The sequence below is a fragment of the Nocardioides sp. NPDC087217 genome (genome assembly GCF_044744805.1).
In the GTDB taxonomy this organism is placed as follows: domain Bacteria; phylum Actinomycetota; class Actinomycetes; order Propionibacteriales; family Nocardioidaceae; genus Nocardioides.
The window spans coordinates 186654-211609 of the sequence record NZ_JBIUZB010000003.1 but is presented as its reverse complement, the minus strand read 5'-3'; the positions used below and the strand labels follow the sequence as shown (position 1 = coordinate 211609).

Below are 24956 nucleotides of genomic sequence, written 5' to 3'. Positions count from 1 at the left end.
ACCGATGGTGAAGAGTGACGCGCCGGGGTGCCCCCGTTCACCACAACGTCACACCGTGCGTACAGAATCCGGCGCATGTCAATCGACTCGGAGCGGCTCGGGCCCCTCCTTCACATCCGGCCGGGCACGGCGCCCCGCGTGGCGATCATCTCCGCGAGCTACGGCGCCGGCCACAACTCGGCCTCCCGGGAGATCTCACGAGCACTCGGGGAGGCCGGATGCGACGTCGAGATCTTCGACTTCGTCGACCTGATGCCCTGGCGGCTCGGGCACGGGCTGAAGGTCGGCTACAAGATGCAACTCCAGGTCAGCCCCGACTCCTGGGGCACCACGATGAGTCTGGTCATGCCGGGACGCCCGCTCCACAAGCCGTTCAACCAGTTCCTTCGCCTCTCCACGCGCAACCTCACCGAGGCCGTGCGCGGCGCCGATCTGGTCATCTCGACCCACCCGTTCTGCTCGCAGGTCATCGGCCACCTGCGCACCAGCGGACAGCTCACCGTGCCGGCGGTCACCTATCTCACCGACGCCGCCGTCCCGGCGCTGTGGATCAACCCCGGCATGGACCTCAACCTCGCCATCCACGAGGTCGCCGCACGCGAGGCGCGCATGCTCGGCGGCAACGCGGCGGTGGTCCAGCCGCTGGTCCCACCGGGGGCGGCGTACGTCCCGGGGCAGGTCTTCCCCGATCCGCTCGCCGACCTCGACCTGACGGGTCCTCGGGCGCTGGTCACCGGCGGCTCGCTGGGCGCCGGTGCGCTCGAGCAGACCGCCCGCGACATCCTCGAGCACAGCGACATGACCCCGGTGGTCCTCTGCGCGACCGATCCCTGTCTCAAGCGCCGCCTGGAGCGGATTCCCGGTGTCGTGGCGCTCGGCTGGCGCACCGACGTACGCGCCCTGATGGCGACCAGCGACTGCGTCGTCCAGAACGCCGGCGGCTTCACCTCACTCGAGGCTCTGGCCTCGGGCACGCCGGTGATCACCTACCGCTCGATCTCCGGCCACGGCGCCGCCAACTCGGCCAACCTGGACCGTGCCGGGCTGATCCCGTGGGCCCGCGACGAGGTCGAGCTCGCCAAGCACCTGGAGGTCGCCGCCGAGTCGCCACGGTTCAACCGGCTCGCGCTCGGCGTCCCCGACATCGTCCAGATCCTCACCGACAGCTACGACGAGACCGCCGTGGCCTAGCCGGCCGGCGGCAGCCCGAAGAGCCGCGCGGCGTTCTCGTAGAGCACTCCGCGCGTCCACTCATCACCGAGCCCGAGCCCCAAGACCCCGTCGACCGCCTCGAGATAGGGATAGGGGATGTTCGGGAAGTCGCTCCCGAACAGCACCCGCTCACCCAGCGCCTTCAGGCGCGGCAGCTCCTCGGCCGGGAAGGGCGTCGACGCCTCGGTGAAGGCGGTGAAGGCCATGGTGGTGTCCAGGTGCACGCCGTCGTACTTCTCCACCAGGTCGAGGAAGCGCGAGTAGTCCGGCAGCCCCATGTGAGCGACGATCAGCACCAGATCCGGATAGCGTCCGAGCAGCGCCTCCATGCCGCCGGGCCCGGTGAACCGACCCGGAGCGGGCCCGTGACCCGAGTGGATCACCAGCGGCGTGCCCGACTGGGAGAGCACCTCCCAGACCGGGTCGAGCAGCGGCGAGTTGGGGTCGTAGTCGCCGACCTGGACGTGCGCCTTGAAGATCCGCGCACCTGCGTCGACGGCCTCGCGCACGTAGTCACCGGCCCCCGGCTCCGGGTAGAACGTCGCCGACTGCAGGCAGTCCGGCTTGTCCGCCGCGAACTCCGCACCCCACTGATTCAGCCACGCCGCCATCCCCGGCTTGTGCGGATAGGTGAGCGCCGAGAAGTGACGTACGTCGAGATCCCGCAGCACCCGGAGCCGCTCCTCCTCGGAGCGCCGATAGGCGATCGGCCACGGCTGGCCGGTCAACGGCCCGACCGCATCGAAGTAGCCCCACACCTTGTCGAGCATCCGCGCGGGCAGGAAGTGGGTGTGTACGTCGAAGATGCCGTCCAGGCCCAGCGCATCGAGCCGCGCGCGGACCTGCGCGGGCTCGTCGGGGGCGATGGTGACCGTAGGAGGGTTCACGAGGGCCGAACTTACCTGGCTGAAGCGGAGCCCGAAGCAATCTATCCGGCGGCGGCGGAGCCGGACGCCACGGGCGCAGCGAACGTCTCCGCGATCGCACGGGCCCTTTCGGGCACCTCGTCGGCGGTCAGCCCCCAGGTCCCCTCGGCGAAGCGCCGGGCGAGCTTCGCGAGCGAGTCGGCACCCTCGTTGAGCGCCTCGCCGACGTGGCCGCGCACCCACTCGAAGGAGAGCCGGTCGGACTCGCGGCACAGGTCGTCGTGCATCCGGGTCAGGCCGGCGAGCTCGGCGCGATGTTCGCTCTCATAGCCCTTCGGCATCGACAGCTCACCCCGGAGCCAGTCCTCGATCATCGCGAGCGCGACCCGGGAGTCGGTCCGGATGGTCAGCGTGCGGCGGGGCAGCGCCCGCACCGCCTCCGCGATCGCCTGCAGCTCGGCCAGGACCACCAGCGACTGCGGGTCGCGGATCCGGGCGTTGGGCACCTGCCGACCGAAGCCGTGCTGGCCGTCGCCGGCGAGCCATCCCCAGCCGATGAACCCGCGGTGGGCCGAGCCGTCGGTCGCCACCACCAGCGGCGGCATCGGGCCGGCCCGATGGATCGCCAGCGCCTCCACCGCCTCCGCGCGGATGTCCGCGTCCTCCTCGGCGAACGGCACCACGGTGACCCCGGGATAGGCGTCGGCGATCTCGTCGGTCAGGATCCAGAACCGCGAGTTGGACGGCAGCGCCACCACGACCTGGACCGGCGCGAGCGACTCCAGCGAGTCGTACGCTGCCCCGACCGCCGCGATGATCGCGTCCTCGGTCCCGCGGGCACCCAGCGATCCCGCCGCCTGCAGCCCCGGACCAGCCAGGACCCAGTCCCATCTCTCGGCATCGCTGCGCTCTTTGACGACGATGAAGCAACGCATTGCTGACCTCCTGACCCGCCCGAACAAGTCGTCCTCGACGTTACCGGGCGGCCCCTGAGAAAGTGACTCCGCCGTCAGGATCCGGACACCGCTGACCGGAACGGTCAGACGAGCCCGAGCTCCCGAGCACGTACGCCGGCCTGGAACCGGGACGCGGCGCCGAGCGCCTCCATCAGCTCGGCGACCCGGCGCCGGTAGGTGCGTACGCCGAGCCCGAGGGTGCGCGCCGCGGCCTCGTCCTTCACGCCCCGGCCGAGCAGGTCGAGCACCTGCGGCGCGATGTCGCGCAGCTCGGCGATCCGGGCGTCGTAGGCGTCCACCGTCGTCGCCGAGCGCCAGGCCGCGTCGAAGAGCGAGGTGACGCCCTGGACCACCTCGGGCTGGGTGACGATGCTGAAGCTGCGCTCGCCCAAGCGCGGGTCGCCGGCGAGGATCGCGACCCGGCGGTCGATCAGGATGGTCTCGTTGATCTCGTCGGGGGTGATCCGGATCTGGGCGCCGCGGACGTCGCGGATCTCGCGCAGATGGGCGGCGGAGACCGGGTCGAGCAGCACGTTGGGCCGGTAGACCTTACGCAGCCGCACCTCTGCGCCGTCGCGACCGCACAGCGCCGCTCTGATGCCGGATTCGGTGCGCGCGGCCGACCAGGTGCGCAGGTCGATCGCCGCACACGCGATGTCGGTGGCGGCCGCGAACAGGTGCGAGGTGCGCCGCACGAGCTCCTCCTCGCCGCGTACGACGGCGACGGTCCCGCCCGCCCGGATCGTCCCCACCGTGTTGGTCACGGCATCGATTCTCCCCCGCCATCCAAGACGCGAGCCGCGATCGGCAACAACCTGCCAACGGCGTGAGTACGCGGCACCGGGTCGCGACGCTGGAGGGCATGACGACGAACCACATCACCGCCGGTGCCGCCGGCACCTGGCAGCTCGGCGACAAGCAGATCAACCGGATCGGCTTCGGCGCGATGCGCCTGATCGGCAACCTCTCCACCCCGATCGCCCCCGACCGCGAGAACGCCATCGCCGTCCTCCGCCGCGCCGTCGAGCTCGGCGTGAACCACATCGACACCGCGGCCATCTACTTCACCCCGACGCGCTCGGCCAACGAGCTGATCGCGACCGCCCTCCAGCCGTACGCCGACGACCTGCTGATCGCGACCAAGGTCGGCCCCACCCCGCGCGGCCGGGACGGCGCCTGGCAGTCCGAGCCTCGACCCGAGCGGCTGCGCGACCAGGTCGAGGAGAACATCCGCCAGCTCGGCCTCGACCACCTCGACCTGGTGAACCTGCGCTGGGGAGTCGGGCGCGAGCGCGGCACCGGATCGATCGCCGACCACTTCGGCGCCCTGCTCGACCTGCGCGAGGCGGGCCTGGTCGAGCACGTCGGCCTCTCCAACATCGGCCCCGAGCAGCTCACCGAGGCGCTCGCGATCGGGCCGGTGGCCTGCGTACAGAACCAGTACGGGCTCACCACTCGCCGCGAGGACGACGTCCTGCTGCGGCTGTGCGGCGAGCACGGGGTCGCGTTCGTGCCCTTCAACTCCATCGGCGCCGCCGTCGCCGGCGCGGTCCCCGGAACCGCGCCCGACGAGACGGGTCGCGAGGTCGTCGAGGCCATCGCCGCGGCGCACTCCGCCACCCCCTCTCAGGTACGTCTCGCCTGGACGCTCCACCAGGGTCCGCACGTGCTCGCCATCCCCGGCACCGCCGACCTCGCCCACCTCGAGGAGAACATCGCCGCCGGCGCCCTGCGGCTCACCGACGAGGAGGTGAGCCGCTTGGACGCCGTCGCCGCGTAGGCCGCCCGGCTCAGTCCTGGGTGTAGAGCCCGTCGATGACGTCGGCGTACTTCTTGCTCACCACCCGCCTCTTGAGCTTCAGGGTCGGGGTGAGCTCCTCGGACTCGGCGGTCCACTCCTCGCCGAGCAGCTCGAAGGCCTTGACCTGCTCGGGGCGGGAGAGGCGGGCGTTGGCGGCATCGACGGCCTGGGCGACGGCGCCCCGGATCACCGGGTGCTGGGCCAGCTCGGCGAGCGAGCCGGCCTCGACGCCGAGCTTCTGAGCGACCACGGGAGCGATCTCGCCGTCGAGGGTGAGGACGGCGACGACGTACGAACGGCCGTCACCGACCACCATCGCGTGGCCGACGAGCGGGCTCTCCTTGAGGAGGTTCTCGATGTTGGAGGGGGCGATGTTTTTGCCCGCGGAGTTGATGATCATCTCCTTCTTGCGGTCGACCACGGTGAGGAAGCCGTCCTCGTCGAGCGAGCCGATGTCGCCGGTGTGCAGCCAGCCCTCCGAGTCGAAGAGCGCGGCGGTGGCGTCGGGTCGGCCCACGTAGCCCGGGGTCATGATCGGGCCCCGGAACAGGATCTCGCCGTCATCGGCGATGCGCAGCTCGATGCCGGGCTGGGCGCGCCCGACGGTGCCGAGCCGGAAGGCCTTCGGCCCGTTGCCGGTGGCCGCCCCGGTGGTCTCGGTCATGCCGTAGACGTCGTAGATCTTCAGCCCCAGGCCGGCGAAGAACTTCGCCACCTCGATCGGCATCGGCGCGGCCGCGCTGGCCGCCCACTCGACCCTGTCGAGACCGAGGAGTGCACGCATGGTCGACAGGACCGCGGCGTCGACCTGTTCGAACTGCGCCTGCAGTTCGGGTGAGGTGGTCTGCCCGAACTGCTGCGACTCGACGTAGGCCAGCCCGACCGCCATCGCCTTCTCGACACCGGCCTTCTTGGCCTCGTCGGTCTCGGCGGCGAGCAGCGCGGTGACGCCGGTGCGGATCTTCTCCCAGACCCGTGGCACCCCGAAGAAGCTGGTCGGGTGCACCTCCTGGAGGGTGCCGAGCAGCAGCGCGGGGTCCTGGACCAGGTAGACGTGGCCGCCGTTGAACTGCGGGATGTAGAGGCTGAGCACCCGCTCGGCGATGTGCGCGAACGGCAGGTACGAGACGAGCACTCCCGGCTCCACGACCCCGGAGACCGTCAGCGAGCTGGTCGTCTCGAAGACGATGTTGCGGTGGGTGAGCACCACACCCTTCGGCTGCCCGGTCGTGCCCGAGGTGTAGAGCATCGTGACCGTGTCGTCAGGGCTCACCGCGGCACTGCGCGCGTCCAGCTCCTCGCCGACCTCGGACAGCGCCGCCGCGCCCGAGGCCACGAAGTCGTCCCAGGCGACCGCCCGCGGGTCGTCCTCCACGGCGGTGTCGATGGTGACGACGCGTACGATCTCCTCGCGCTTGAGCCCGAGCGCCCAGCGGGCGACGTGGTCGTCGGTCTCGAGCACGACGATCCGCGGGTCGGCGTGCTCGGCGACGTAGCCGACCTGGTCGGGCGCGAGGGTGTTGTAGATGCTGATCGGGACACCACCGGCGAGCACCGTGGCAATGTCGGCGACGACGTGCTCGATGCGGTTCGCGGCCATGATCGCGACCGACTCCCCCGGCTGGAGACCGGCGGCGATGTAGGCGGCGGCCAGCTCGCGGGCACGCTGGTGCAGCTCGCCCCAGGTCAGCGTGCGCCAGCCCGTGCCGTCAGGGGTGTGCCGGTCGGAGAAGGCCGGCTCGGAGCCGCGGTCGGCGACCACCTTGGCGAGTACGTCGACCATGGTCCGGTCGCCGATCTGGGACTCGAGGGCGGCGCGGTCGGCGAGGACGTCGGGCATCGGAGCGCTCCTTCTGTAGTTTGTGACTCGGGTCACAATCGAGGTGCCTCGACCGTAGGGACGAGTTGGCGCGGACACAAGAGCCCGTCTGCGCTATTTGGAAATCCACCCAGGGGCGCGCTTTTCATTCAGTGGAAGAACGCGCTGGCGGCAGCCGCCCGAACGGGAGTTGACTCACCCCATGGCAGAAGAACGTACGCAGGTTGTGATCGTCGGCGCCGGCCCCGCGGGGATGCTGCTGAGCCATCTCCTCGCCGCCGACGGGGTCGACTCGGTCGTGGTCGAGACCCGGTCGGAGGAGTACGTCGCGGCCCGCATCCGCGCCGGGATCCTGGAGCAGTCGAGCGTCGATCTGCTCACCGAGGTCGGTCTCGGCGACCGGCTCGCCCGCGACGCCGACAAGCACCGCGGGATCTACCTGCAGTGGCCCGAGGAGCGCCACCACCTCGACTTCGTCGACCTGGTCGGCCGAGCGGTCTACGTCTACGGCCAGACCGAGGTGCAGAAGGACCTGATCGACGCCCGCAAGGCCGCCGGGCAGGTCGTCCACTATGAGGTCAGCGACACCGCGCTGCACGACATCGAGTCCGACCGCCCGTCGGTGACCTTCACCGACGCTGCCGGGCTCCCCCAGCGGATCCGGGCGGATGTCATCGTCGGCTGCGACGGCTCCTTCGGCCCCAGCCGCGCCGCGATCCCGGCCCGGGAGAGCTGGGACCGCACCTACCCCTACAGCTGGTTCGGCATCCTCGCCGACGTCGCGCCGTCGACCGACGAGCTCATCTACGCCTGGCACCCCGACGGCTTCGCACTGCACTCGATGCGCTCGGAGAGCGTCTCGCGGTTCTATCTCCAGGTGCCCAACGGCACCGACCCGGCGACCTGGTCCGACGACCAGATCTGGGACGCGCTCGCCGCCCGGCTCGGCCACGGCCAGAACGGCTGGAGCCTGCAGCCGGGCCGGATCACCGACCGCAGCGTCCTCCCGATGCGCTCGCACGTCTCCACGCCGATGCGCCACGGCCGGCTCTTCCTGGCCGGCGACGCCGCCCACATCGTCCCGCCGACCGGCGCCAAGGGGCTCAACCTCGCGGTCGCGGACGTCGCGCTGCTGGCCCCCGCGCTCACCGCGCTGCTCAAGGGCGACTCACGACTGGCCGACGACTACTCCGAGACGGCGCTGCGTCGCGTCTGGCGCTGCACCCACTTCTCCTGGTGGATGACCACGATGCTGCACACCGCCGACGATCCGTTCGACACCCAGCTCCAGCTCTCCCAGCTGCGCTGGGTGACGTCCAGCGAGCATGCCGCCGCCGGGCTCGCGGAGAACTACGCCGGTCTGCCGATCGGCTTCTGAGCGGGCGAGCCCCGCCCGGTCGGCGTGCGACCGGACGGGCCCGATCCCCTTCAGGCCGTGACCTCGTAGACCAGGTTGAACGGTGTCTCGGCGACGGTGCGGAAGGAGCTGAACCCGCCGTCGGCGGTCACCTGCTGGATCCGCGCGGGTCCCGCCTGGGTGCCCAGTGCCGCGGCGCCCTCCTGCGATACCGATCCCGGCGTGCAGAGCAGCGTCGAGAAGCCGTAGTAGGCCCGCCCGACGGGGTTGAAGTTGTCCTCGACGTGGTCCCCGGCCTTCGGCTCGACGATCATCCAGGTGCCACCGTCCGCGAGCGTGGCGCGGACCTGACGGGCGGCTCCCACCGGGTCGCCCATGTCGTGGAGGCAGTCGAACATCGTGACCAGGTCGTAGCCCTCGCCGCCGAACGACTGGGCCGTGGCCGTCTCGAAGCGCACCCGGTCGGCGACACCGGCATCGGCCGCGCGCTGACGTGCCATCTCGATGGACGGGCCGTGGGCGTCGTACCCCACGAACGTCGAACGCGGGTAGGCCTGCGCCATCAGGATCGTCGAGGCCCCGTGGCCGCAGCCGACGTCGGCGACGTTCGCGCCCGCCTCCAGCTTCGGCACCACTCCCTCGAGCGCGGGCAGCCAGTCCGGGATGAGGTTGGCGTTGTAGCCGGGGCGGAAGAACCGCTCGCAGCCGTTGTGCACGTCGGAGTCATGGTCGCCCCACGCGACGCCGGTGCCCATGCGGGCCGCCTCGATGATGTGCGTGGTGTCGTGCACGGTCCCGAGGGCGATCTGGAAGAAGCCGGGCAGGAACGCCGGGCTGTCCTCCACGGTCAGTGCCACGGCCTGCTCGGGAGGCAGCGTGAAGCGGTCGGTCTCGGCATCGTAGGTCAGGTACTCGCCGGCGGCCTGCGCCCGCAGCCACTCCCGGGCGTACGGCTCGACGGTTCCGGTACGCCGGGCCATCTCCTCGGCCGTGGACGGCCCGTTGGCCGCGAGGTCGCGGTAGTAGCCGAGCTTGTCGCCCATCACGACCAGAGCCGCGTTGAGCGTCGCACCCACTTCGTCGACGGCCCTGAAGACGAACGCCATCAGCTTGTCGGTGTCGATGTCGGTGACGGTCATCGGTGAATTCCCCCTCTCGTGTGCCCGAGAAGGTCCAGCCGGTCGGCCGGATCGCCTCCGACGCTAGCCATGGCGCCGGGCGCCGGATAGTTCACGATCTGAAGCGGCTGGTCCCGGCATTGATCACTCCAGGATGTGAGCGGTGGCTCTTGCTCGATCAATCGGATTCATGTTTAGGTAAGCCTTACCTAAACAGGAGGTGCCATGGATTCGACCGCCAGCATTGCCCGCAGCATCCTGTCATGCCCTCGTGGCGGCAGCGTGGTGATCGACGGCATCCCCTACTCGATGGAGGAGCTGGAGATGCAGGGCTTCGCCGACGACGGCGGGCGCCCGACCTTCCTGTGCCCGCCCGAGCAGCGGATGGCGTACGCCGGGCGCCGGGGCAGCCATGTCGTGCTGGTCCTCCAGGGCGTGCTGGGTGACGGCGAGGCGGTCCGGCTGACCGGGGCGCTGAGGTGGCTGCGTACGGATGCCTGCACGTGCTGCGAGACGGAGTGGGAGGAGGTGGTCATGGACGTCTCCAACGTGATGCTGGTGCGCCGCACCGGCGAGGCGGTCCCGATCCCCCTCGATGCCTTCACCGACCGCGACCTCGACCTCAACGACGGCGTGCTCCACCGCAACCAGGACCATCTCAACAACCACCACGGCAACGAGCTCCGCGAGGCGGTCGCGACCCGCTCATACATCCCGGTCGACACCATCCTGGCCGCCCAGATCACCGGCCTCAGCGCCGAAGGCTTCGAGTTCCAGTGGGTCGACGAGGGCGGGGCGCACAGCGCTCGCACCACGTTCGACCGACCGGCCCGGACCCCGGAGGACCTCGTCGCCGGCGTGCGGAAGGCTCTCGCCGCCGAGATCTGCTGAGCGGGACACGCGCGCCGAACCTGTTTCCCGGTACACAAATCCCATGTACCTTGGTGACGTATCAACGTCGTGCAAGGAGGCTCGGATGGTTGTGCAGACACTGCGCTCGATCGGTGGCTACGTGGGTGCGGTCGCCGGCACCCCGGTCCGGATGATCACGCCCACAAGGCCCCTGCCGCGGCGGGAGTACGACGAGACGCTGCGTACTTTGTCCGAGGCGTCGGTCGAGATGTACTTCAACGCCTTCAAGGACGTCGACTGGGACGCGCCTGAGATGGCCCTGCCCGAGGACGACGAGCGCTGGATCCTGCCCACGCTTGACCTGCTCGGCGCCCATCCGTGGTACCAGTCGCTGCCCAAGGCACGGCAGATCGAGGTCGGCCGGCACCGGCTCACCGCGATGGTGAAGACCGGCTCCCAGTTCGAGCAACTGCTCCTCCTCGGCGGCACCCAGTTCCTGATGGGCGTCGACAACGGCGACCCCGAGTTCCGCTACTTCATGCACGAGCTCACCGAGGAGACCCATCACATCCAGATGTTCCAGGAGTTCACCAACCGCGCCTGTCCCGACGTGGTGGGCGCACCGGGCTGGCTGATGCGTGCCATCCCGCTCGTGGGACATCTCGGCGGGCTCTATCCCGCTCTGTTCTTCGCCATCATCCTCGCCGGCGAGGAGCCGATCGACCACGTGCAGAAGGAGGCCATGCGCGCCGGCGGAACCCATCCGCTCCTGGACCAGATCATGGCCATCCACATCGCCGAGGAGGCCCGCCACATCGGCTTCGCGCACGCCTGGCTCGAGGAGCACGCCCCCTCGCTCAACCCGATCTCGCGCCTGGCTCTCGGCATCCTCACCCCGCTCGCGATGCGGCTGGGCTCCGACGCGATCATCATCCCCTCGCGCGCCGACCGCGAGCTCATGGGACTGCCCGACTCGGTCGTCCGCGAGGTCTGGGGCACCGGCGCCGAGGCCGCCGCGTTCCGCCGTCATCTCTTCGCCGACGTCCGGATGCTCTTCGACAACCTCGGGCTGCGTACGCCGCTCACGCGGTGGTCCTGGAAGGTGCTCGGCGTGGATGGGCGGCCGGCGCGTTTCCGCGCCGAGCCACCCACGGCCGCCGCTTGACGAGCAGAGTTGAATGGCATCACCGACTCAACCGAGGAGCACGATGCCGAACAACGACAATGGCCGCGCGAACATCGGCGTGGTGGGCCTGGCCGTGATGGGATCCAACCTGGCCCGCAACCTCGCATCTCGCGAGGGCAACACGGTGGCGGTCTACAACCGCACCTACGCCCGAACAGAGGAGCTCATCACCGAGCACCCGGAGGCCGGCTTCCTCGCCTCCGAGACGATCGACGACTTCGTGGCGACGCTGGCCAAGCCGCGTACGGCGATCATCATGGTCCAGGCCGGCAAGGGCACCGACGCGGTGATCGAGCAGCTGGCCGAGCGGTTCGAGCCGGGCGACATCATCGTCGACGGCGGCAACGCCAACTTCAACGACACCATCCGCCGCGAGCGCGAGCTGCGTGAGCGTGGCCTGAACTTCGTCGGCACCGGCATCTCCGGCGGCGAGGAGGGTGCACTCAACGGCCCCTCGATCATGCCCGGCGGCTCGGCCGAGGCCTGGACGACGCTCGGCCCGATCCTGAAGAGCATCGCCGCGGTGGCCGAGGGCGAGCCGTGCGTGACCCACGTCGGCACCGATGGCGCCGGCCACTTCGTGAAGATGGTCCACAACGGCATCGAGTACGCCGACATGCAGCTGATCGCGGAGGCCTACGACCTCCTCCGGCGGGTGGCCGGGCTCTCGGTGGAGCAGCTCGTCGACGTCTTCAGGGACTGGAACACCGGCGACCTGGAGTCCTACCTGATCGAGATCTCCGCGGAGGTGCTCGCCCAGAAGGACGCCGAGACCGGCCAGCCGCTCGTGGACGTCATCCTCGACGAGGCCGGCTCGAAGGGCACCGGCGTCTGGACGGTGCAGAACGCCCTCGGCCTCGGCATCCCGGTCTCCGGCATCGGCGAGGCCGTCTTCGCCCGGGCGGTCTCCTCCAAGCCGGCCCAGCGCGGCGCGATGCGGGCCGCGGTGACCAACCGCCCGAAGGCACCGGCGGTCCCCGACACGTTCGTCGACGACGTACGCGCAGCCCTCTACGCCTCGAAGGTGGTCGCCTACGCGCAGGGGTTCGACCTGATCGTGGCCGGAGCCAAGGAGTACGGCTGGGACATCGACCTGGGTGCGCTCGCCAAGATCTGGCGCGCCGGCTGCATCATCCGGGCCCGCTTCCTCAACCGCATCGTCGACGCCTACGCCACCAAGCCCGACCTGGAGACGCTCCTGGTCGACCCCTACTTCGCCGACGCGGTCGCGTCCGGCGAGGAGGCGTGGCGACGCGTCGTCGGGATCGCGGCTGCCTCCGGCGTACCCGCACCGGGGTTCTCCTCGGCGCTCGCCTACTTCGACTCGCTCGCCGCCGACCGGCTCCCGGCCGCGCTCATCCAGGGCCAGCGGGACTTCTTCGGCGCCCACACCTACAAGCGCGTCGACAAGGACGGCACGTTCCACACGCTGTGGTCCGACGACCGCTCGGAGATCCCGACGACGCCCTCGACGCACTAGGGAAGCTGCCCGGGCGGAGATACCGAACTTGGGGCTGTCAGCGGCGGCGACGGCAGACCTAGCCTGAAGCATGGGGTTCGACGTCGCCGCTGAGAGGTATGCCCGCTTCATGGGGCGCTACGCCGAACCCCTTGCACCGCACTTCGCCAACTTCGCCCGGGTCAGCATGGGCCAGCGGGTGCTCGACGTCGGCTGCGGACCGGGAACGCTCACCCGCCATCTGGTGACCCTCACCGAGGCCCACCTGGTGGCCGCGATCGACCCCTCGCCACCATTCATGGAGGCGGTCGCACGGCAGCTGGCCAGGGTCGACGTGCACACCGGCGTGGCCGAGGCGCTCCCCTTCGCCGACAACTGGTTCGACGTCTCGCTGGCCCAGCTCGTCGTGCACTTCATGACCGATCCGGAGGCCGGGATCAGGGAGATGGTCCGGGTGACCCGACCCGGCGGCACCGTCGCGGCGTGCGTCTGGGACGGCGACACCGGTGCCGTAGCGCCGTTCTGGGACTGCGTGCACGAGATCGACCCGGAGGCCGAGGACGAGGCCCTGCTCGCCGGCGCCCGGCTGGGTGATCTGGAGAAGCTGTTCAAGAAGGTCGGCCTCCACAAGGTCGAGCCGAGCGGCCTGGTCGTCCGCGTCACGCATCCCACGTTCGAGGACTGGTGGGACCCGTACACCTTCGGTGTCGGGCCGGCAGGCGACTACGTGAGCGCCCTCGACGACGCCGGGCGCACGGCGCTCGAGGAGGTTGCCCGGCGCCGGCTCGGCAACGGCCCGTTCACCGTGACCGCGACGGCCTGGGCGGCCCGCGGCACCGTCGCCTAGCCGCCCGGGTCTCCGCCGGCGGTCCGGCGTGGCAATTTGCATCGTTCCCCTATCCTCCATAAGGTTGTAAAAGTCAACCAATCAGAGGGGGCGATGATGACGCAGGCGACCTACCGCGAGCTGATGCATCGACTCATCGAGGTCGGGGCCGTCAAGAAGGGCCTGGCCCGCAACCTCCCGCCCGACCTGCCGGCCGGCTCGGCGGCCGTGCTGGGTCTGCTGAGCCAGCACGGCGAGATGACCATCAGCGAGCTCACCGACCTGCTCGCCATCGACATCTCGGTGACCAGCCGCCACGTCTCGTACGTCGCCCACCAGGGCTGGCTCGAGCGCACCCCCAACCCGGCCGACGGGCGCTCGCGCCTGCTGCGCCTCACCGACTCCGGAAGCGATCTGCTCGCCGGGTTCTCCGACCACATCACCGAGCTGCTCGCCGAGCGGCTCAGCGACTGGAGCGAGGAGGAGGTGCATGAGCTGATCCGGCTCATGGCAAAACTGCACGACAGCCTCGTCTGCCCCGCGCCCACCCTCCCCCACGTACGCAACTAGGGCTCTGCCCCACCACCGATCTGCTCGATACAGAAGGGAAGTCCATGGCAACGACGACAGCCGAACGGACTCACGCCGGTCCACCGGGAGGCCCGTCCGAGGGCTCACCCACCTCGCACGGTGAGATGTCTCACCGCGAGATCATGGAGGCGCTCTCGGGTCTGCTGCTCGGCATGTTCGTGGCGATGATCTCCTCCACGATCGTCTCCAACGCTCTGCCCGAGATCATCGCCGACATCGGCGGCGGGCAGTCAGCCTACACCTGGGTGGTCACCGCTTCCCTGCTGACCATGACGGCCACCACCCCGCTGTGGGGCAAGATGTCCGACCTGTTCAGCAAGAAGCTGCTCATGCAGATCGCGCTGGTCCTGTTCGTGGCGGCCTCGGCCGTCGCCGGCCTCGCCCAGAACCCGGGTGAGCTCATCGCCGCCCGGGCGGTCCAGGGCATCGGCATGGGCGGTCTGACCGCCCTCGCCCAGGTCATCATGGCCGCGATGATCTCCCCGCGCGAGCGTGGCCGCTACTCGGGCTACCTCGGCGCCGTCTTCGCGGTCGCCACCGTCGGCGGCCCGCTGATCGGCGGGGTCATCACCGACGCCGACTCGCTCGGCTGGCGCTGGTGCTTCTACGTCGGCATCCCGTTCGCGGTCATCGCCTTCATCGTGCTGCAGAAGACCCTGCACCTGCCCGTCATCAAGCGCGACGGCGTCAAGGTCGACTGGGCCGGCGCCTTCTTCATGGCCGCCGGCGTCTGCCTGCTGCTCGTCTGGGTCACCTTCGCCGGTGACAAGTACGACTGGGCCTCCTGGGAGACCGCGGCCATGGTCGGCGGCTCCGTGCTGCTCCTGCTGATCTTCGTCCTCGTCGAGTCTCGGGCCAAAGAGCCGATCATCCCGCTGCGGCTCTTCGCCAACCGCACGATCACGCTCTCCTCGCTCGCCTCGCTCTTCGTCGGTGTGGCGATGTTCGCCGGCACGATCTTCTTCAGTCAGTACTTCCAGCTGGCCCGCGGCGAGTCGCCGACGATGGCCGGGGTGATGACGATCCCGATGATCGCGGGACTGTTCCTCTCCTCGACCGTCTCCGGCCAGGTCATCACCCGCACCGGGAGGTGGAAGGCCTGGCTCGTCGTCGGCGCCCTCCTCATCGTCGGCGGGCTCGGCCTGCTCGGCACGATCCGCTACGACACCGAGTACTGGCACGTCGCCGTCTTCATGGCGGTCCTCGGCCTCGGCGTCGGCATGACGATGCAGAACCTGGTCCTCTCCACCCAGAACCAGGTCGCACCCGCCGACCTCGGTGCGGCCAGCTCCATGGTGACGTTCTTCCGCAGCCTCGGCGGCGCGATGGGCGTCTCCGCCCTCGGCGCGCTCATGGCCCACCGGGTCACCGACTACGTCCAGGACGGCCTGGCCGACCTCGGTCCGCGCTACGCCGCGCTGGCGCAGGGCACCTCGGGCGAGATCCCGGACATGGACAAGGTCCCCGAGCCGCTGCGGACCGTGCTGGAGAGTGCGTACGGGCACGGCATCGCCGACATCTTCCTGGTCGCCGCAGGGGCAGCCGTCATCGCGCTGCTGTTCGTGGTGTTCATCAAGGAGGTTCCGCTGAAGACCAAGGGTGGGATCGCCCAGGCCGCCGCGGAGGCTGCCGAGGTCGACCGACCCGCAGCGGTCGCCGAGGCCGTCGCCGGGGTGCCCGAGCAGCACGCCGCCCCCGCGCCGGTCGTCAACGGGATCGCGCTGCACGGCTTCGTCCGCGGCTCCGGAAGCATCCCGATCCCGCACGCCGCGGTCACGCTGATCTCGCTGTCCGGGCGCCAGCTCGGCCGCTCGGTCGCCCACGCCGACGGCTCCTACGCGGTGGACGCGCCCGGGTCGGGGACGTACGTCCTGATCGCCTCAGCCGACGGCTTCCAGCCGCAGGCGTCCACGGTGGTCGTGGGCGGTGAGCCAGTGGCGTACGACCTCCTGCTCAGCGGCACCACGGGCCTGAAGGGCATCGTGCGTGGCGGCGAGGACGGGGCGCCGATCAAGGACGCGATGGTGATCGTGACCGACGTACGCGGCGACCTGCTCTCCACCGGCACCACCGTCGCGGACGGCACCTTCTTCATCGACGAGCTGGTCCCGGGACCGGCGACGGTCGCGGTCAACGCCGAGGGCTACCGCCCGCGCGCCGTGCCGATCGAGATCGGCGCCACCGGCCTGACCCGGATCGAGGTCGAGATGGTCACCGGCGCTCGCCTGACCGGTGTCGTCAAGGCGGCCTTCGGGCCGCTCGCCGACGCTCGGGTGACGCTGGTCGACGCGGCCGGCAACGTGGCCGGGACCGCGACGACCGGCCCGGACGGGGCGTACGCCTTCGCCGATCTCGACAGCGGGGACTACACGGTCCTGGCCACCAGCTACCCGCCGGCGGCCGGCGCCGTGAGCCTCACCGGCCATGGGGTGGACGGCCACGAGATCGTCCTCTCCCACCCCGAGGACTGATCCGCGATGGCACTGACCGCACAGATCCGCACCCGCGACGGCTGGGCCGTGGCGCACGCGGTCGTCACCCTCACCGACACGGCCGGCGGTCAGGTGCTGCGCGCCGAGGCCGACGAGGACGGTGTCGTCGCCGACGACACCGCCCTCGCCCCCGGGCCGTACGTCGCGATCGTCACCGCGATCGGCTGGTCCCCCACCGCGGCGACCGCGATCGTCACGGCCTCGGGGACGGCTGCGCTCGGCGCCGTCACCCTGACCCGTCAGGGAGACACCTCCCTCCCCGCTCCTGGGCCGTGGACGATCGACCCCGCCCACTCCACCGTCGGCGCGGTCGCGCAGCACCTGGGCATCTCCAGCGTGCGCGGCCGCTTCACCGACTTCGTCGGAGTCGTCGAGATCGCGCCGGACCATCTGGAGAAGTCACGCGTCGAGGCCGTCATCCGTGCCGCCTCGATCGACACCGGCAACCGGATGCGCGACGACCACCTTCGCAGCGGCGACTTCCTCGATGTCGAGGCGTTCCCCGAGATCGTCTACCGCTCCACCGGCCTCACCCCGGCCGGATCGGACCGCTGGACCGTCCACGGAGAGCTCTCGATGCACGGGCAGACCCGCTCCGTCGACCTCGACGTCGCCTACCTCGGCACCGGCCCGGACGCGTGGGGCGGCACCCGGGCCGCCTTCCGCGCCACCGCTCAGCTGCGCCGTGACGACTTCGCGATGAACTACAACCAGGCCGTCGCCGCCGGCATCGCCGCCATCGGCACGACGCTCAAGGTGGAGCTGGACATCCAGGCCGTCCAGGGCGACACGTTGCCGGCCTGAGCCGAGGCCCACGACAGCCGAAACGTCAGCTACGTCGGCCGAAACGTCAGCTACGTCGGTCGAGTTGGCAAAGCGGTGCCATCTCGGCCGACGTACGTGACGCCTCGGCCGACGGGGGCGACGGCTCGGCAGGCTGATCAGTGCCGAGCGACTGAGACTCTGCGAGTATGAGTGCATGGAGCTGCGCCATCTTCGCTACTTCGTCGCGGTCGCCGAGGAGCGTCACTTCGGCCGGGCGGCGGAGCGGCTCCACATGGCGCAGCCGCCGCTGTCGCAGCAGATCCGCCAGCTCGAGGCCGAGCTCGGGCTGACCCTGCTCACCAGGACGACGCGGCGGGTCGACCTGACCCCGGCCGGTGCTGCGTACCTGGAACGGGCGCGGGAGATCCTCGGCGCCGTGGACGCAGCCGCCCACGAGGCCGCCAGCATCGCCTCGGGGCGGCGTGGGCGGCTGCTGATCGGGTGCGTCGGGTCAGCGACCTACTCGCTGCTCCCGGCTCTGGCACGCACCCTGCGCGCCGAGCTGCCCGAGGTCGAGTTCGGATTCCGGGGCGAGATGCTCTCGCCGGACCAGGCCGCGGCGCTCACCGACGGCACCCTCGACCTCGGCCTGCTCCGCCCGCTGCCCACGGGCAACTCCGGGAGCCTCTCGATCACCCACCTGCGCCAGGAGAACCTGCTGGTGGCGATGCCGAAGGACCACCGGTTCGCCGGCCGTCGCCGCGTACGCATCGCCGACCTCGACGGCGAAGGCCTCGTCATCCACGCCGGCGGCGGCCGCTCGGCGATGAACGCGATGATCCAGGAGCTCTTCGACTCCGCCGGGATCCGCAGCCACATCACCCACGAGGTCGCCGAGACCTCCACCCTGGTCACCTTCGTGGCCGCCGGTCTCGGCGTCGCCATCGTCCCCGAGCCCACTGCGGCCCTCGCCGTCCCGGGCGTCGTGTACGTCCCCCTCACCGGCACCCCCGGCGTCGAGCTCGTCGCCGCCACTCGCGCCGGCGACGAGAGTCCGCTGATCACCCGCGCACTGGACATCCTGGCCGGCCTCAGCACCGACTAGCCCCGAGTCGGCGCGAACTGACGGCACGACGCCGAGTCGGCGCGTCATGACGAGCCGACTCGGCACGGATCTCGGTCAGAACGAGCCGACTCGGCACGGAGAGGGTCAGCGGCAGCGCAGGGTCTGCGAAGGCGTCACGCCGTAGGCCTGCCGATAGGCGGCGGCGAAGCGGCCGAGGTGGGTGAAGCCCCACCGGTAGGCGACCTCGGCGACCGTGTCGCCGCGGCTGGCGAGGAGGTCGGCGTGGACGCGTTCGAGGCGGATCTCCTGCAGCTTCTGGGTCGGGGTGCGGCCGAGGTATCGCTGGAAGCCCTGCTGGAGGCGGCGGATGCCGACGTCGGCCTCGCGGGCGAGATCGGAGGCGGCCCATTCGCGCGCCGGGTCGGCCTCCATGGCCTCGACGACGCGGGAAACGATCCGGGGCCGGACGGAGCCGACGGCCGGCTCTTCGGGGAAGCAGGCGGCGACGAAGGCCGCGGTCAGCGTCCCGGCCAGCCGGCGGCGCACCCTCTCGTCGCCCACCAGCGCCGGGTTGCGCATCGCCTCGGTGCCGAGCGAGCCGAGCAGGCCGATCCAGGCGCGGGCGCCATGGGCACGCAGGTCGAGCTGAGCGGGCAACCGGTCGGTGTGCAGGCCGACCAGGGCCGCGACCTCCTCGACCAGGTAGTCACGGTCGACCCGCATCCCGACGATCGAGCAGTCGGCCGACCAGCGCGTCATCTTGGTCGGCCGGTCGGGAGGGCACACCGTCGCCTGGCCGTCGAGCGAGAGCACGTGGGCGCCACCGACGTTGGCCTCGAGCACACCGCTGCGCGGGACGTTGACCGCCCAGGCGCCGGGATGGTCCGACTCCACCGACACCTCCGCACCCCAGCCGATCCGGGTCAGCCGGACGGGGCCGAGGTCGACCGCACGCAGCTCAGCCGGGCACGCGGGCCGGCCGCGCATGGTCAGGGCATGCGGGAAGTACGCCCGGGCGACCTCGTCGGAGAAGCTCTCCATGTCGCCGGACGACCCGGATGATGCGGTGAGAGTGCCGGTGCTCATCTGCCACCCCCTAGTGACGTCCTTCACATTAACAGCGCATCGGGCCGTCGCCGAGAGCGTCCGGAAACCCGGTGCGCAATCCGGACAGCCCGTTCGCCCAGCGGATCGCCGCCCTCGTGATCCGGATCTAGCGTCGTCCTCCGACGTGACCGCCGCCACACATCTGCGGCCCCGACGAAGGAGGAGCTCCATGGACCCACGCACCCTGCGGTCGACCTTCGGCCGCTTCGCGACCGGCGTCACCGTGATCACCTGCCGCACCCCGGACGGCGCCCACCACGGCGCCACGGTCACGGCCTTCACCCCGATCTCGCTGGACCCGCCGCTCGTGCAGGTCGCCCTGACGCGTACGTCCAAGGCGGCCGCCTATCTCGAGGGCGAGGCCTTCGCGGTCAACGTCCTCGCCGACGACCAGAGCGATGTCGCCATGCACTTCGCCGGGCGTCCGGGCAGCGATCCGCTCCCCTGGCGTGAGGGCGCGACCGCGCCGCGGCTGGGCGGGACGGCCGCGACGCTGGTGTGCCGCCCGTGGCGTACCGACGACGGCGGGGACCACCTGCTGTTCCTCGGAGAGGTCGTCGAGGTGATCACCACCGACCGCAAGCCGCTGCTCTTCCACGACAGCGCCTTCCACCACATCGGCAACCCGTCCTCCGAGGTCGTCTGGCTCGGCTGCCAGGACGACCCGAGCACCGGCTGGTTCGACGCGACCACGTCGTTCACCGCCCTCGATGTCCCCGCGATCCCGCGATCCACCCACTACTGATCCCAACCCTGAAAGCCAGACCAAGGAGAAACCATGACCGACACCCTCGCCCCGGAGACCCAGCCCGACGGACCGCCGACCGTCAATCCGGCCGCCGGCTCGCCCGCCAACCAGCAGACCAACTTCGCCTCCCGGCCGATGACCGGCGACGAGTACATCGAGAGCCTGCGCGACGGCCGGGAGATCTACCTGCACGGCGAGCGGGTCGAGGACGTCACCACGCACCCGGCCTTCCGCAACCCGGTGCGGATGACCGCGCGCCTCTACGACGCGCTGCACACCGGCCCGCACGTCGACGAGCTCACCGTGCCGACCGACACCGGCAACGGCGGCATCACGATGCCGTTCTTCAAGACCCCGACGTCCTCGGCCGACCTGCTCAAGGAGCGCGACGCGATCGCACGCTGGGCCCGGATGACGTACGGCTGGATGGGCCGCTCCCCCGACTACAAGGCCAGCTTCCTCGGCACCCTGCACGCCAACAAGGAGCTGTACGCCCCGTTCCAGGACAACGCCGAGCGCTGGTACCGCGAGTCCCAGGAGAAGGTCCTCTACTGGAACCACGCGATCATCAACCCGCCGGTCGACCGCCAGCTGCCGCCGGACGAGGTCGGCGACGTCTACATGAAGGTCGAGAAGGAGACCGACGCCGGCCTGATCGTCTCCGGCGCCAAGGTCGTCGCGACCGGTAGTGCGATCACCAACTACAACTTCATCGCCCACTACGGCCTGCCGATCCGCAAGAAGCAGTTCGCGCTGATCTGCACCGTCCCGATGGACGCCCCCGGGATCAAGCTGATCTGCCGCTCCTCCTACACCGAGCAGGCCGCCAAGAACGGCGAGCCGTTCGACTACCCGTTGTCGAGCCGGATGGACGAGAACGACACCATCTTCATCTTCGACAAGGTGCTCGTGCCCTGGGAGAACGTCTTCATGTACGGCGACGTCGACCGGATCAACGCGTTCTTCCCACAGTCGGGATTCCTGCCGCGGTTCACCTTCCAGGGCTGCACCCGCCTGGCCGTCAAGCTCGACTTCATCGCCGGCCTGCTGATGAAGGCGCTCGACGCCACGGGCTCGGGCGGCTTCCGCGGCGTACAGACCCGGGTGGGTGAGGTGATCGGCTGGCGCAACCTGTTCTGGTCGCTGACCGAGTCGATGGCCCGCGACCCCGAGCCGTGGGTCGGCGACGCGGTCATCCCGAAGCTGGAGTACGGCCTGACGTACCGGATGTTCATGATCCACGGCTATCCGCGGGTCAAGGAGATCATCGAGCAGGACGTCGCCTCCGGGCTGATCTACCTGCCCTCCGGCGCCGCCGACTTCAAGAGCCCCGAGGTGAGGCCGTACCTGGACAAGTACGTCCGCGGCTCCAACGGCATCACCGCCGTCGACCGGGTCAAGGTCATGAAGGCCCTGTGGGACTCGATCGGCTCCGAGTTCGGCGGCCGCCACGAGCTCTACGAGCGCAACTACTCCGGCAACCACGAGAACGTGAAGGCCGAGCTCCTCTTCGCCGCCCAGAACCGCGGCGGGGCGGACGCGATGAAGGGGCTCGCCGACGAGTTCCTGGCCGAGTACGACCTGGACGGCTGGACCGTGCCGGACCTGTTCTGAGGAGAAACCCGCCGAGTCGGCGCGTCAGAACGCGCCGACTCGGCATTCGGGCCTCAGCGCAGGATGTACCAGAGCCCGACAGCTGCCGGCAGGACACCGAGGACCAGCCAGGGCGTGAACGGGCTGCGCCGGTGGATGAGGAACCCGCCGGCCAGGCCCAGCACCCCGAAGGCCCCAGCGATGATGCACAGCCCGATCCGCGAGCTCTGGTAGACCGGGTCGATCGCCACGGCACCGATGACCAGCCCGACCGCCAGGTGGGCCACGGTGAACACGACGAGCACGGACGCCACCCACTGCTTCACGTGAGTGAGCGACTTGTCGTTGACGGGCCGGATCGGGTTGTCCGGGTCCATCAGGTGGCGTGGTCGTCGCGGTTGATCGTTCACGGTCTCATACTTACCAGGCAAACTGTTTGTGCACCAACTATTGGTACGCTAACTCACATGCCGACGAAGAAGGACCCCCTCTCGGAGATCGAGAACCCGCTCGCCCTCGATCAACAGGTCTGCTTCGGCCTGGCCGTCGCCGCCCGCAGCGTCATCGGCCTCTACCGACCCCTGCTCGAGCCGATGGGGCTGACCCACCCGCAGTATCTGGTCATGCTGGCCCTCTGGGAGGAGGAGCCGCTCCGCGTCTCCGAGCTGAGCCGCAAGGTGCAGCTCGACCCCGGCACCCTCTCGCCGCTGCTGAAGCGCCTCGAGGCCCAGGACTACATCCGGCGCGAGCGCAACAAGCTCGACGAGCGCTCGCTCGCCGTCGTCCTGACCGAGCGCGGGCGCGCACTGCGCCACGACGCCGAGAAGATCCCGCCCGCGATCGTCGAGCGTCTCGACATGAGCGTCGACGAGCTGATGGAGCTCCATCGCCGGCTGCTGGAGGTCATCGCCGCAGCGACCCGCTGAGCCGGGCGCCTAGCGGGACGCCAGCGCGCCCGCGAGCGAGTCGAGGACGCCGGGGACGATGGAGAAGTAGGCCCACCGGCCGCGCTGCTCACGGGTGACGAGCCCGGCCTCGACCAGCAGCTTCATGTGATGGGAGACCGTCGGCTGGGACAGCCCGACCGGCTCGGTGAGGTCGCAGACGCAGGCCTCCTTGTCCTCAGCGGCCGCGATGATCGAGAGCAGCTTGACCCGGTTGGGGTCACCGAGCGCCTTGAACATCCGTGCCAGCGCCTCGGCCTGGTCGTCGTCGAGTACGCCTGCGGTCACCGGCGAGCAGCACGCGACGGCGGCGGACGGAAGCACGGGAAGAACGGTCATGAGGACGAGTCTACCGAATGATATTGACGAACGTCGATACGTCGCCTAAGGTCGCCGTCATATCGACGTTCTTGAATCTGAGGAGCATCATGACCGACCTTCCCGTTGCCGTCATCGGCGCCGGCCCCCAGGGCCTCGCGGCCGCTGCCCATCTCCTCGAGCGCGGCCTCACCCCGCTCGTGCTCGAGCAAGGGAGCGAGCCTGCGGCAGCCGTCGCCGAGTGGGGCCACGTACGTCTCTTCTCGGCCTGGCCGGAGCTCGTCGACAAGGCCGCCGCCCGGCTCCTTGAGCCGACCGGCTGGACCGCGCCCACTCAGGGGTACCCGACCGGCGCGCAGTGGCGCGAGCGCTACCTCGCCCCGCTGGCCGACACCCTCGGCGACCACGTCCGCTACGGCGCCACGGTCACCGGCGTCTCCCGCAAGGGCCGTGACCGCCTCGTCGACACCGACCGTGCCGAGCAGCCTTTCGTCCTGCACGTGACCGGTGCGGATGGCGCCGACGAGCGCATCGAGGCGCGGGCCGTCATCGACGCCTCCGGCACCTGGCGCCGGCCCAACCCGGCCGGGGCCGACGGGCTCCCGGCGCTCGGGGAGCGTGCGGCGCACGCCGTCGGTGCGCTCGGCTACGCCGTCCCGGACCGCGCTCACCCCGAGGCGTACGCCGGCCGGCACACGGTCGTGATCGGCGCGGGTGACTCCGCGTTCAACGCCGTCAACGAGCTCACCGCCATCGCCAAGGACCACCCGGGAACGAGGATCACCTGGGCGATCCGCCGCGCGGTCTCGACGAACACCTTCGGTGGCGGCGAGGCCGACGAGCTCCCGGAGCGGGGCGCCCTCGGCGTACGCGCGAGGAAGGCGGTCCAGGACGGCTCGGTCGAGCTGGTGACCGGGTTCCGCACGGAGCGGGTGGACGGCGGCACCGTCATCGCCGAGGACGGGCGCGCCATCGAGGCCGACCAGATCGTCGTGCTCACCGGCTACCGTCCCGACCTCGGCTTCCTCAGCGAGATGCGCCTCGACCTCGACCCGACGCTGGAGGCGCCCCGCAACATCGCGGTCCAGATCGATCCCAACCTGCACTCCTGCGGCTCGGTCAGCGCGACCGGCGCCAAGGACCTCGCCCAGCCCGAGCCCGACCTCTACCTCGTCGGGATGAAGTCCTACGGTCGCGCGCCGACCTTCCTCGCGATGACCGGCTACGAGCAGGTACGCAGCGTGGTCGCCGAGCTCGCCGGGGACCACGACGCGGCCGCCCGGGTGGAGCTCGAGCTCCCCGACACCGGGGTCTGCGGCGGCGCCGGGGTCTTCGACGACCCGGAGAGCACGAGCGGTGGCGGCTGCTGTGGCCCGACAGCTCCGAGCGAGGAGATCTTCACGATCAGCCGGGCGCCGATCACTCTCTCGTGATCGAGCGCTCCGGGGTCACGCCGAGCTCGCCGAGCAGGGTGAGCACTCGCTGCTCGATCTCGTCGCGGATGCCGCGCACGTGCTCGATGCCGCCGCCCTTCGGGTCGGTGACCTTCCAGTCGTCGTAGCGCTTGCCGGGGTAGAACGGGCACGAGTCGCCACACCCCATCGTGATGACCACGTCTGCGCTCCGGACGACCTCGTCGGTCCAGGGCTTGGGGAACTCACCGGAGATGTCGATCCCGAGCTCACCCATGGCCTGGACCGCGACCGGGTTGATGGCGGCGGCCGGAGCCGAGCCCCCGGACCAGCCGATCGCCTGGACACCGGCGTAGTGGGCGAAGAAGCCGAGGGCCATCTGCGAGCGGCCGGCGTTCTCGACACAGAGAAAGAGGACGGCGGGCTTGGCCTCGGCCGCTGATCCGTCGGTGTTCATCAGTGGTTCTC

The 24956-nt window shown here is 70.4% G+C and carries 23 protein-coding genes and 1 pseudogene; 15 read left to right on the top strand and 9 right to left on the bottom strand.

Going from position 1 to position 24956, the window contains the following annotated elements; genetic code table 11:
- Positions 1–75 precede the first annotated feature (75 nt).
- Positions 76–1191: a galactosyldiacylglycerol synthase gene (locus tag ACIO3S_RS15340; protein ID WP_400465120.1), complete on the top strand. Its 1116-nt coding sequence runs from the start codon at positions 76–78 to the stop codon at positions 1189–1191.
- On the opposite strand, the gene ACIO3S_RS15335 is transcribed toward ACIO3S_RS15340, so the two are convergent.
- The 3 genes from ACIO3S_RS15335 to ACIO3S_RS15325 form a co-directional block, all read right to left on the bottom strand.
- Positions 1188–2099, bottom strand: a complete 912-nt coding sequence (locus ACIO3S_RS15335) for an amidohydrolase family protein (protein ID WP_400465118.1) — start codon at positions 2097–2099, stop codon at positions 1188–1190. The genes ACIO3S_RS15340 and ACIO3S_RS15335 overlap by 4 nt on opposite strands.
- 41 nt (positions 2100–2140) lie before the next feature.
- Complete coding sequence (locus tag ACIO3S_RS15330) at positions 2141–3013, bottom strand: RNase H family protein (protein ID WP_400465115.1); 873 nt, start codon at positions 3011–3013, stop codon at positions 2141–2143.
- Positions 3014–3117: 104 nt separating this feature from the next.
- Positions 3118–3798: a DNA-binding response regulator gene (locus ACIO3S_RS15325; RefSeq protein WP_400465112.1), complete on the bottom strand. Its 681-nt coding sequence runs from the start codon at positions 3796–3798 to the stop codon at positions 3118–3120.
- A gap of 98 nt (positions 3799–3896) precedes the next feature.
- On the opposite strand from ACIO3S_RS15325, the gene ACIO3S_RS15320 reads away from it, so the two are divergent.
- A complete protein-coding gene (locus ACIO3S_RS15320; RefSeq protein ID WP_400465109.1) occupies positions 3897–4814 on the top strand; it encodes an oxidoreductase in 918 nt (305 codons plus the stop codon).
- Positions 4815–4824: 10 nt separating this feature from the next.
- Here the strand turns inward: ACIO3S_RS15320 and ACIO3S_RS15315 are convergent, their stop codons facing one another.
- Positions 4825–6675 (bottom strand): AMP-dependent synthetase/ligase, encoded by a 1851-nt coding sequence (locus ACIO3S_RS15315; RefSeq protein WP_400465107.1) that lies wholly within the window; start codon positions 6673–6675, stop codon positions 4825–4827.
- A 181-nt stretch (positions 6676–6856) separates the two neighbouring features.
- Between ACIO3S_RS15315 and ACIO3S_RS15310 the strand changes: the two genes are divergently transcribed.
- Positions 6857–8032 (top strand): 4-hydroxybenzoate 3-monooxygenase, encoded by a 1176-nt coding sequence (locus ACIO3S_RS15310; protein WP_400465104.1) that lies wholly within the window; start codon positions 6857–6859, stop codon positions 8030–8032.
- 50 nt (positions 8033–8082) lie between these two features.
- Here ACIO3S_RS15310 and ACIO3S_RS15305 read toward each other — a convergent pair whose 3' ends face one another.
- Positions 8083–9150, bottom strand: a complete 1068-nt coding sequence (locus ACIO3S_RS15305; RefSeq protein ID WP_400465101.1) for a class I SAM-dependent methyltransferase — start codon at positions 9148–9150, stop codon at positions 8083–8085.
- Positions 9151–9354: 204 nt separating this feature from the next.
- Between ACIO3S_RS15305 and ACIO3S_RS15300 the strand changes: the two genes are divergently transcribed.
- The 8 genes and pseudogenes from ACIO3S_RS15300 to ACIO3S_RS15265 all read left to right on the top strand — a co-directional run bounded on the left by ACIO3S_RS15300 (position 9355) and on the right by ACIO3S_RS15265 (position 18405).
- The gene (locus ACIO3S_RS15300; RefSeq protein WP_400465098.1) at positions 9355–10020 is read left to right on the top strand and encodes a DUF2470 domain-containing protein; all 666 of its coding nucleotides are present in this window, start codon (positions 9355–9357) and stop codon (positions 10018–10020) included.
- Positions 10021–10105: 85 nt separating this feature from the next.
- Complete coding sequence (locus ACIO3S_RS15295; protein WP_400465095.1) at positions 10106–11146, top strand: diiron oxygenase; 1041 nt, start codon at positions 10106–10108, stop codon at positions 11144–11146.
- 43 nt (positions 11147–11189) lie between these two features.
- Entirely contained in the window at positions 11190–12647 is a 1458-nt protein-coding gene (gene gndA, locus ACIO3S_RS15290) for an NADP-dependent phosphogluconate dehydrogenase (RefSeq protein WP_400465092.1), read from the top strand.
- A gap of 217 nt (positions 12648–12864) precedes the next feature.
- Positions 12865–13473 (top strand): annotated as a pseudogene (locus ACIO3S_RS15285) (class I SAM-dependent methyltransferase); the annotation flags it as partial.
- 96 nt (positions 13474–13569) lie between these two features.
- Positions 13570–14022: a MarR family winged helix-turn-helix transcriptional regulator gene (locus tag ACIO3S_RS15280; protein WP_400465090.1), complete on the top strand. Its 453-nt coding sequence runs from the start codon at positions 13570–13572 to the stop codon at positions 14020–14022.
- 125 nt (positions 14023–14147) lie between these two features.
- The gene (locus tag ACIO3S_RS15275) at positions 14148–16514 is read left to right on the top strand and encodes an MFS transporter (RefSeq protein WP_400465087.1); all 2367 of its coding nucleotides are present in this window, start codon (positions 14148–14150) and stop codon (positions 16512–16514) included.
- A 6-nt stretch (positions 16515–16520) separates the two neighbouring features.
- Positions 16521–17339: a YceI family protein gene (locus ACIO3S_RS15270; RefSeq protein ID WP_400465084.1), complete on the top strand. Its 819-nt coding sequence runs from the start codon at positions 16521–16523 to the stop codon at positions 17337–17339.
- A gap of 175 nt (positions 17340–17514) precedes the next feature.
- Complete coding sequence (locus tag ACIO3S_RS15265; RefSeq protein ID WP_400465081.1) at positions 17515–18405, top strand: LysR family transcriptional regulator; 891 nt, start codon at positions 17515–17517, stop codon at positions 18403–18405.
- A 105-nt stretch (positions 18406–18510) separates the two neighbouring features.
- Here the strand turns inward: ACIO3S_RS15265 and ACIO3S_RS15260 are convergent, their stop codons facing one another.
- Positions 18511–19452, bottom strand: a complete 942-nt coding sequence (locus tag ACIO3S_RS15260) for an AraC family transcriptional regulator (RefSeq protein WP_400465079.1) — start codon at positions 19450–19452, stop codon at positions 18511–18513.
- Positions 19453–19642: 190 nt separating this feature from the next.
- On the opposite strand from ACIO3S_RS15260, the gene ACIO3S_RS15255 reads away from it, so the two are divergent.
- Positions 19643–20218, top strand: a complete 576-nt coding sequence (locus ACIO3S_RS15255) for a flavin reductase family protein (RefSeq protein ID WP_160027567.1) — start codon at positions 19643–19645, stop codon at positions 20216–20218.
- Between the two features lie 33 nt (positions 20219–20251).
- A complete protein-coding gene (locus ACIO3S_RS15250) occupies positions 20252–21835 on the top strand; it encodes a 4-hydroxyphenylacetate 3-hydroxylase N-terminal domain-containing protein (protein ID WP_160027565.1) in 1584 nt (527 codons plus the stop codon).
- Positions 21836–21888: 53 nt separating this feature from the next.
- Here ACIO3S_RS15250 and ACIO3S_RS15245 read toward each other — a convergent pair whose 3' ends face one another.
- Positions 21889–22224: a hypothetical protein gene (locus tag ACIO3S_RS15245; RefSeq protein WP_400465076.1), complete on the bottom strand. Its 336-nt coding sequence runs from the start codon at positions 22222–22224 to the stop codon at positions 21889–21891.
- A gap of 57 nt (positions 22225–22281) precedes the next feature.
- Here ACIO3S_RS15245 and ACIO3S_RS15240 point away from each other — a divergent pair, with 57 nt between their 5' ends.
- Positions 22282–22740 (top strand): MarR family winged helix-turn-helix transcriptional regulator, encoded by a 459-nt coding sequence (locus tag ACIO3S_RS15240; RefSeq protein WP_400465073.1) that lies wholly within the window; start codon positions 22282–22284, stop codon positions 22738–22740.
- A gap of 9 nt (positions 22741–22749) precedes the next feature.
- On the opposite strand, the gene ACIO3S_RS15235 is transcribed toward ACIO3S_RS15240, so the two are convergent.
- Positions 22750–23097, bottom strand: coding sequence for an ArsR/SmtB family transcription factor (locus ACIO3S_RS15235; protein WP_400465070.1), 348 nt, complete (start codon positions 23095–23097; stop codon positions 22750–22752).
- An 89-nt stretch (positions 23098–23186) separates the two neighbouring features.
- Here ACIO3S_RS15235 and ACIO3S_RS15230 point away from each other — a divergent pair, with 89 nt between their 5' ends.
- Positions 23187–24509 (top strand): NAD(P)-binding domain-containing protein, encoded by a 1323-nt coding sequence (locus tag ACIO3S_RS15230; RefSeq protein ID WP_400465067.1) that lies wholly within the window; start codon positions 23187–23189, stop codon positions 24507–24509.
- Here ACIO3S_RS15230 and ACIO3S_RS15225 read toward each other — a convergent pair.
- On the bottom strand, positions 24496–24945 hold the full coding sequence (locus tag ACIO3S_RS15225; protein WP_400465065.1) for an arsenate reductase ArsC: 450 nt from the start codon (positions 24943–24945) through the stop codon (positions 24496–24498). The genes ACIO3S_RS15230 and ACIO3S_RS15225 overlap by 14 nt on opposite strands.
- Positions 24946–24956 lie beyond the last annotated feature (11 nt).

Excerpts from the sequence above, each read along its gene's own strand:
- ACIO3S_RS15295 (WP_400465095.1), top strand. The coding sequence starts at position 10,106 with ATGGTTGTGCAGACACTGCGCTCGATCGGTGGCTACGTGGGTGCGGTC.
- ACIO3S_RS15330 (WP_400465115.1), bottom strand. The coding sequence starts at position 3,013 with ATGCGTTGCTTCATCGTCGTCAAAGAGCGCAGCGATGCCGAGAGATGG.
- ACIO3S_RS15235 (WP_400465070.1), bottom strand. The coding sequence starts at position 23,097 with ATGACCGTTCTTCCCGTGCTTCCGTCCGCCGCCGTCGCGTGCTGCTCG.
- ACIO3S_RS15280 (WP_400465090.1), top strand. The coding sequence starts at position 13,570 with ATGACGCAGGCGACCTACCGCGAGCTGATGCATCGACTCATCGAGGTC.
- ACIO3S_RS15305 (WP_400465101.1), bottom strand. The coding sequence starts at position 9,150 with ATGACCGTCACCGACATCGACACCGACAAGCTGATGGCGTTCGTCTTC.
- ACIO3S_RS15320 (WP_400465109.1), top strand. The coding sequence starts at position 3,897 with ATGACGACGAACCACATCACCGCCGGTGCCGCCGGCACCTGGCAGCTC.
- ACIO3S_RS15340 (WP_400465120.1), top strand. The coding sequence starts at position 76 with ATGTCAATCGACTCGGAGCGGCTCGGGCCCCTCCTTCACATCCGGCCG.
- ACIO3S_RS15270 (WP_400465084.1), top strand. The coding sequence starts at position 16,521 with ATGGCACTGACCGCACAGATCCGCACCCGCGACGGCTGGGCCGTGGCG.
- ACIO3S_RS15240 (WP_400465073.1), top strand. The coding sequence starts at position 22,282 with ATGCCGACGAAGAAGGACCCCCTCTCGGAGATCGAGAACCCGCTCGCC.
- ACIO3S_RS15230 (WP_400465067.1), top strand. The coding sequence starts at position 23,187 with ATGACCGACCTTCCCGTTGCCGTCATCGGCGCCGGCCCCCAGGGCCTC.
- ACIO3S_RS15300 (WP_400465098.1), top strand. The coding sequence starts at position 9,355 with ATGGATTCGACCGCCAGCATTGCCCGCAGCATCCTGTCATGCCCTCGT.
- ACIO3S_RS15225 (WP_400465065.1), bottom strand. The coding sequence starts at position 24,945 with ATGAACACCGACGGATCAGCGGCCGAGGCCAAGCCCGCCGTCCTCTTT.
- gndA (WP_400465092.1), top strand. The coding sequence starts at position 11,190 with ATGCCGAACAACGACAATGGCCGCGCGAACATCGGCGTGGTGGGCCTG.
- ACIO3S_RS15265 (WP_400465081.1), top strand. The coding sequence starts at position 17,515 with ATGGAGCTGCGCCATCTTCGCTACTTCGTCGCGGTCGCCGAGGAGCGT.
- ACIO3S_RS15275 (WP_400465087.1), top strand. The coding sequence starts at position 14,148 with ATGTCTCACCGCGAGATCATGGAGGCGCTCTCGGGTCTGCTGCTCGGC.
- ACIO3S_RS15310 (WP_400465104.1), top strand. The coding sequence starts at position 6,857 with ATGGCAGAAGAACGTACGCAGGTTGTGATCGTCGGCGCCGGCCCCGCG.
- ACIO3S_RS15250 (WP_160027565.1), top strand. The coding sequence starts at position 20,252 with ATGACCGACACCCTCGCCCCGGAGACCCAGCCCGACGGACCGCCGACC.
- ACIO3S_RS15255 (WP_160027567.1), top strand. The coding sequence starts at position 19,643 with ATGGACCCACGCACCCTGCGGTCGACCTTCGGCCGCTTCGCGACCGGC.
- ACIO3S_RS15260 (WP_400465079.1), bottom strand. The coding sequence starts at position 19,452 with ATGAGCACCGGCACTCTCACCGCATCATCCGGGTCGTCCGGCGACATG.
- ACIO3S_RS15315 (WP_400465107.1), bottom strand. The coding sequence starts at position 6,675 with ATGCCCGACGTCCTCGCCGACCGCGCCGCCCTCGAGTCCCAGATCGGC.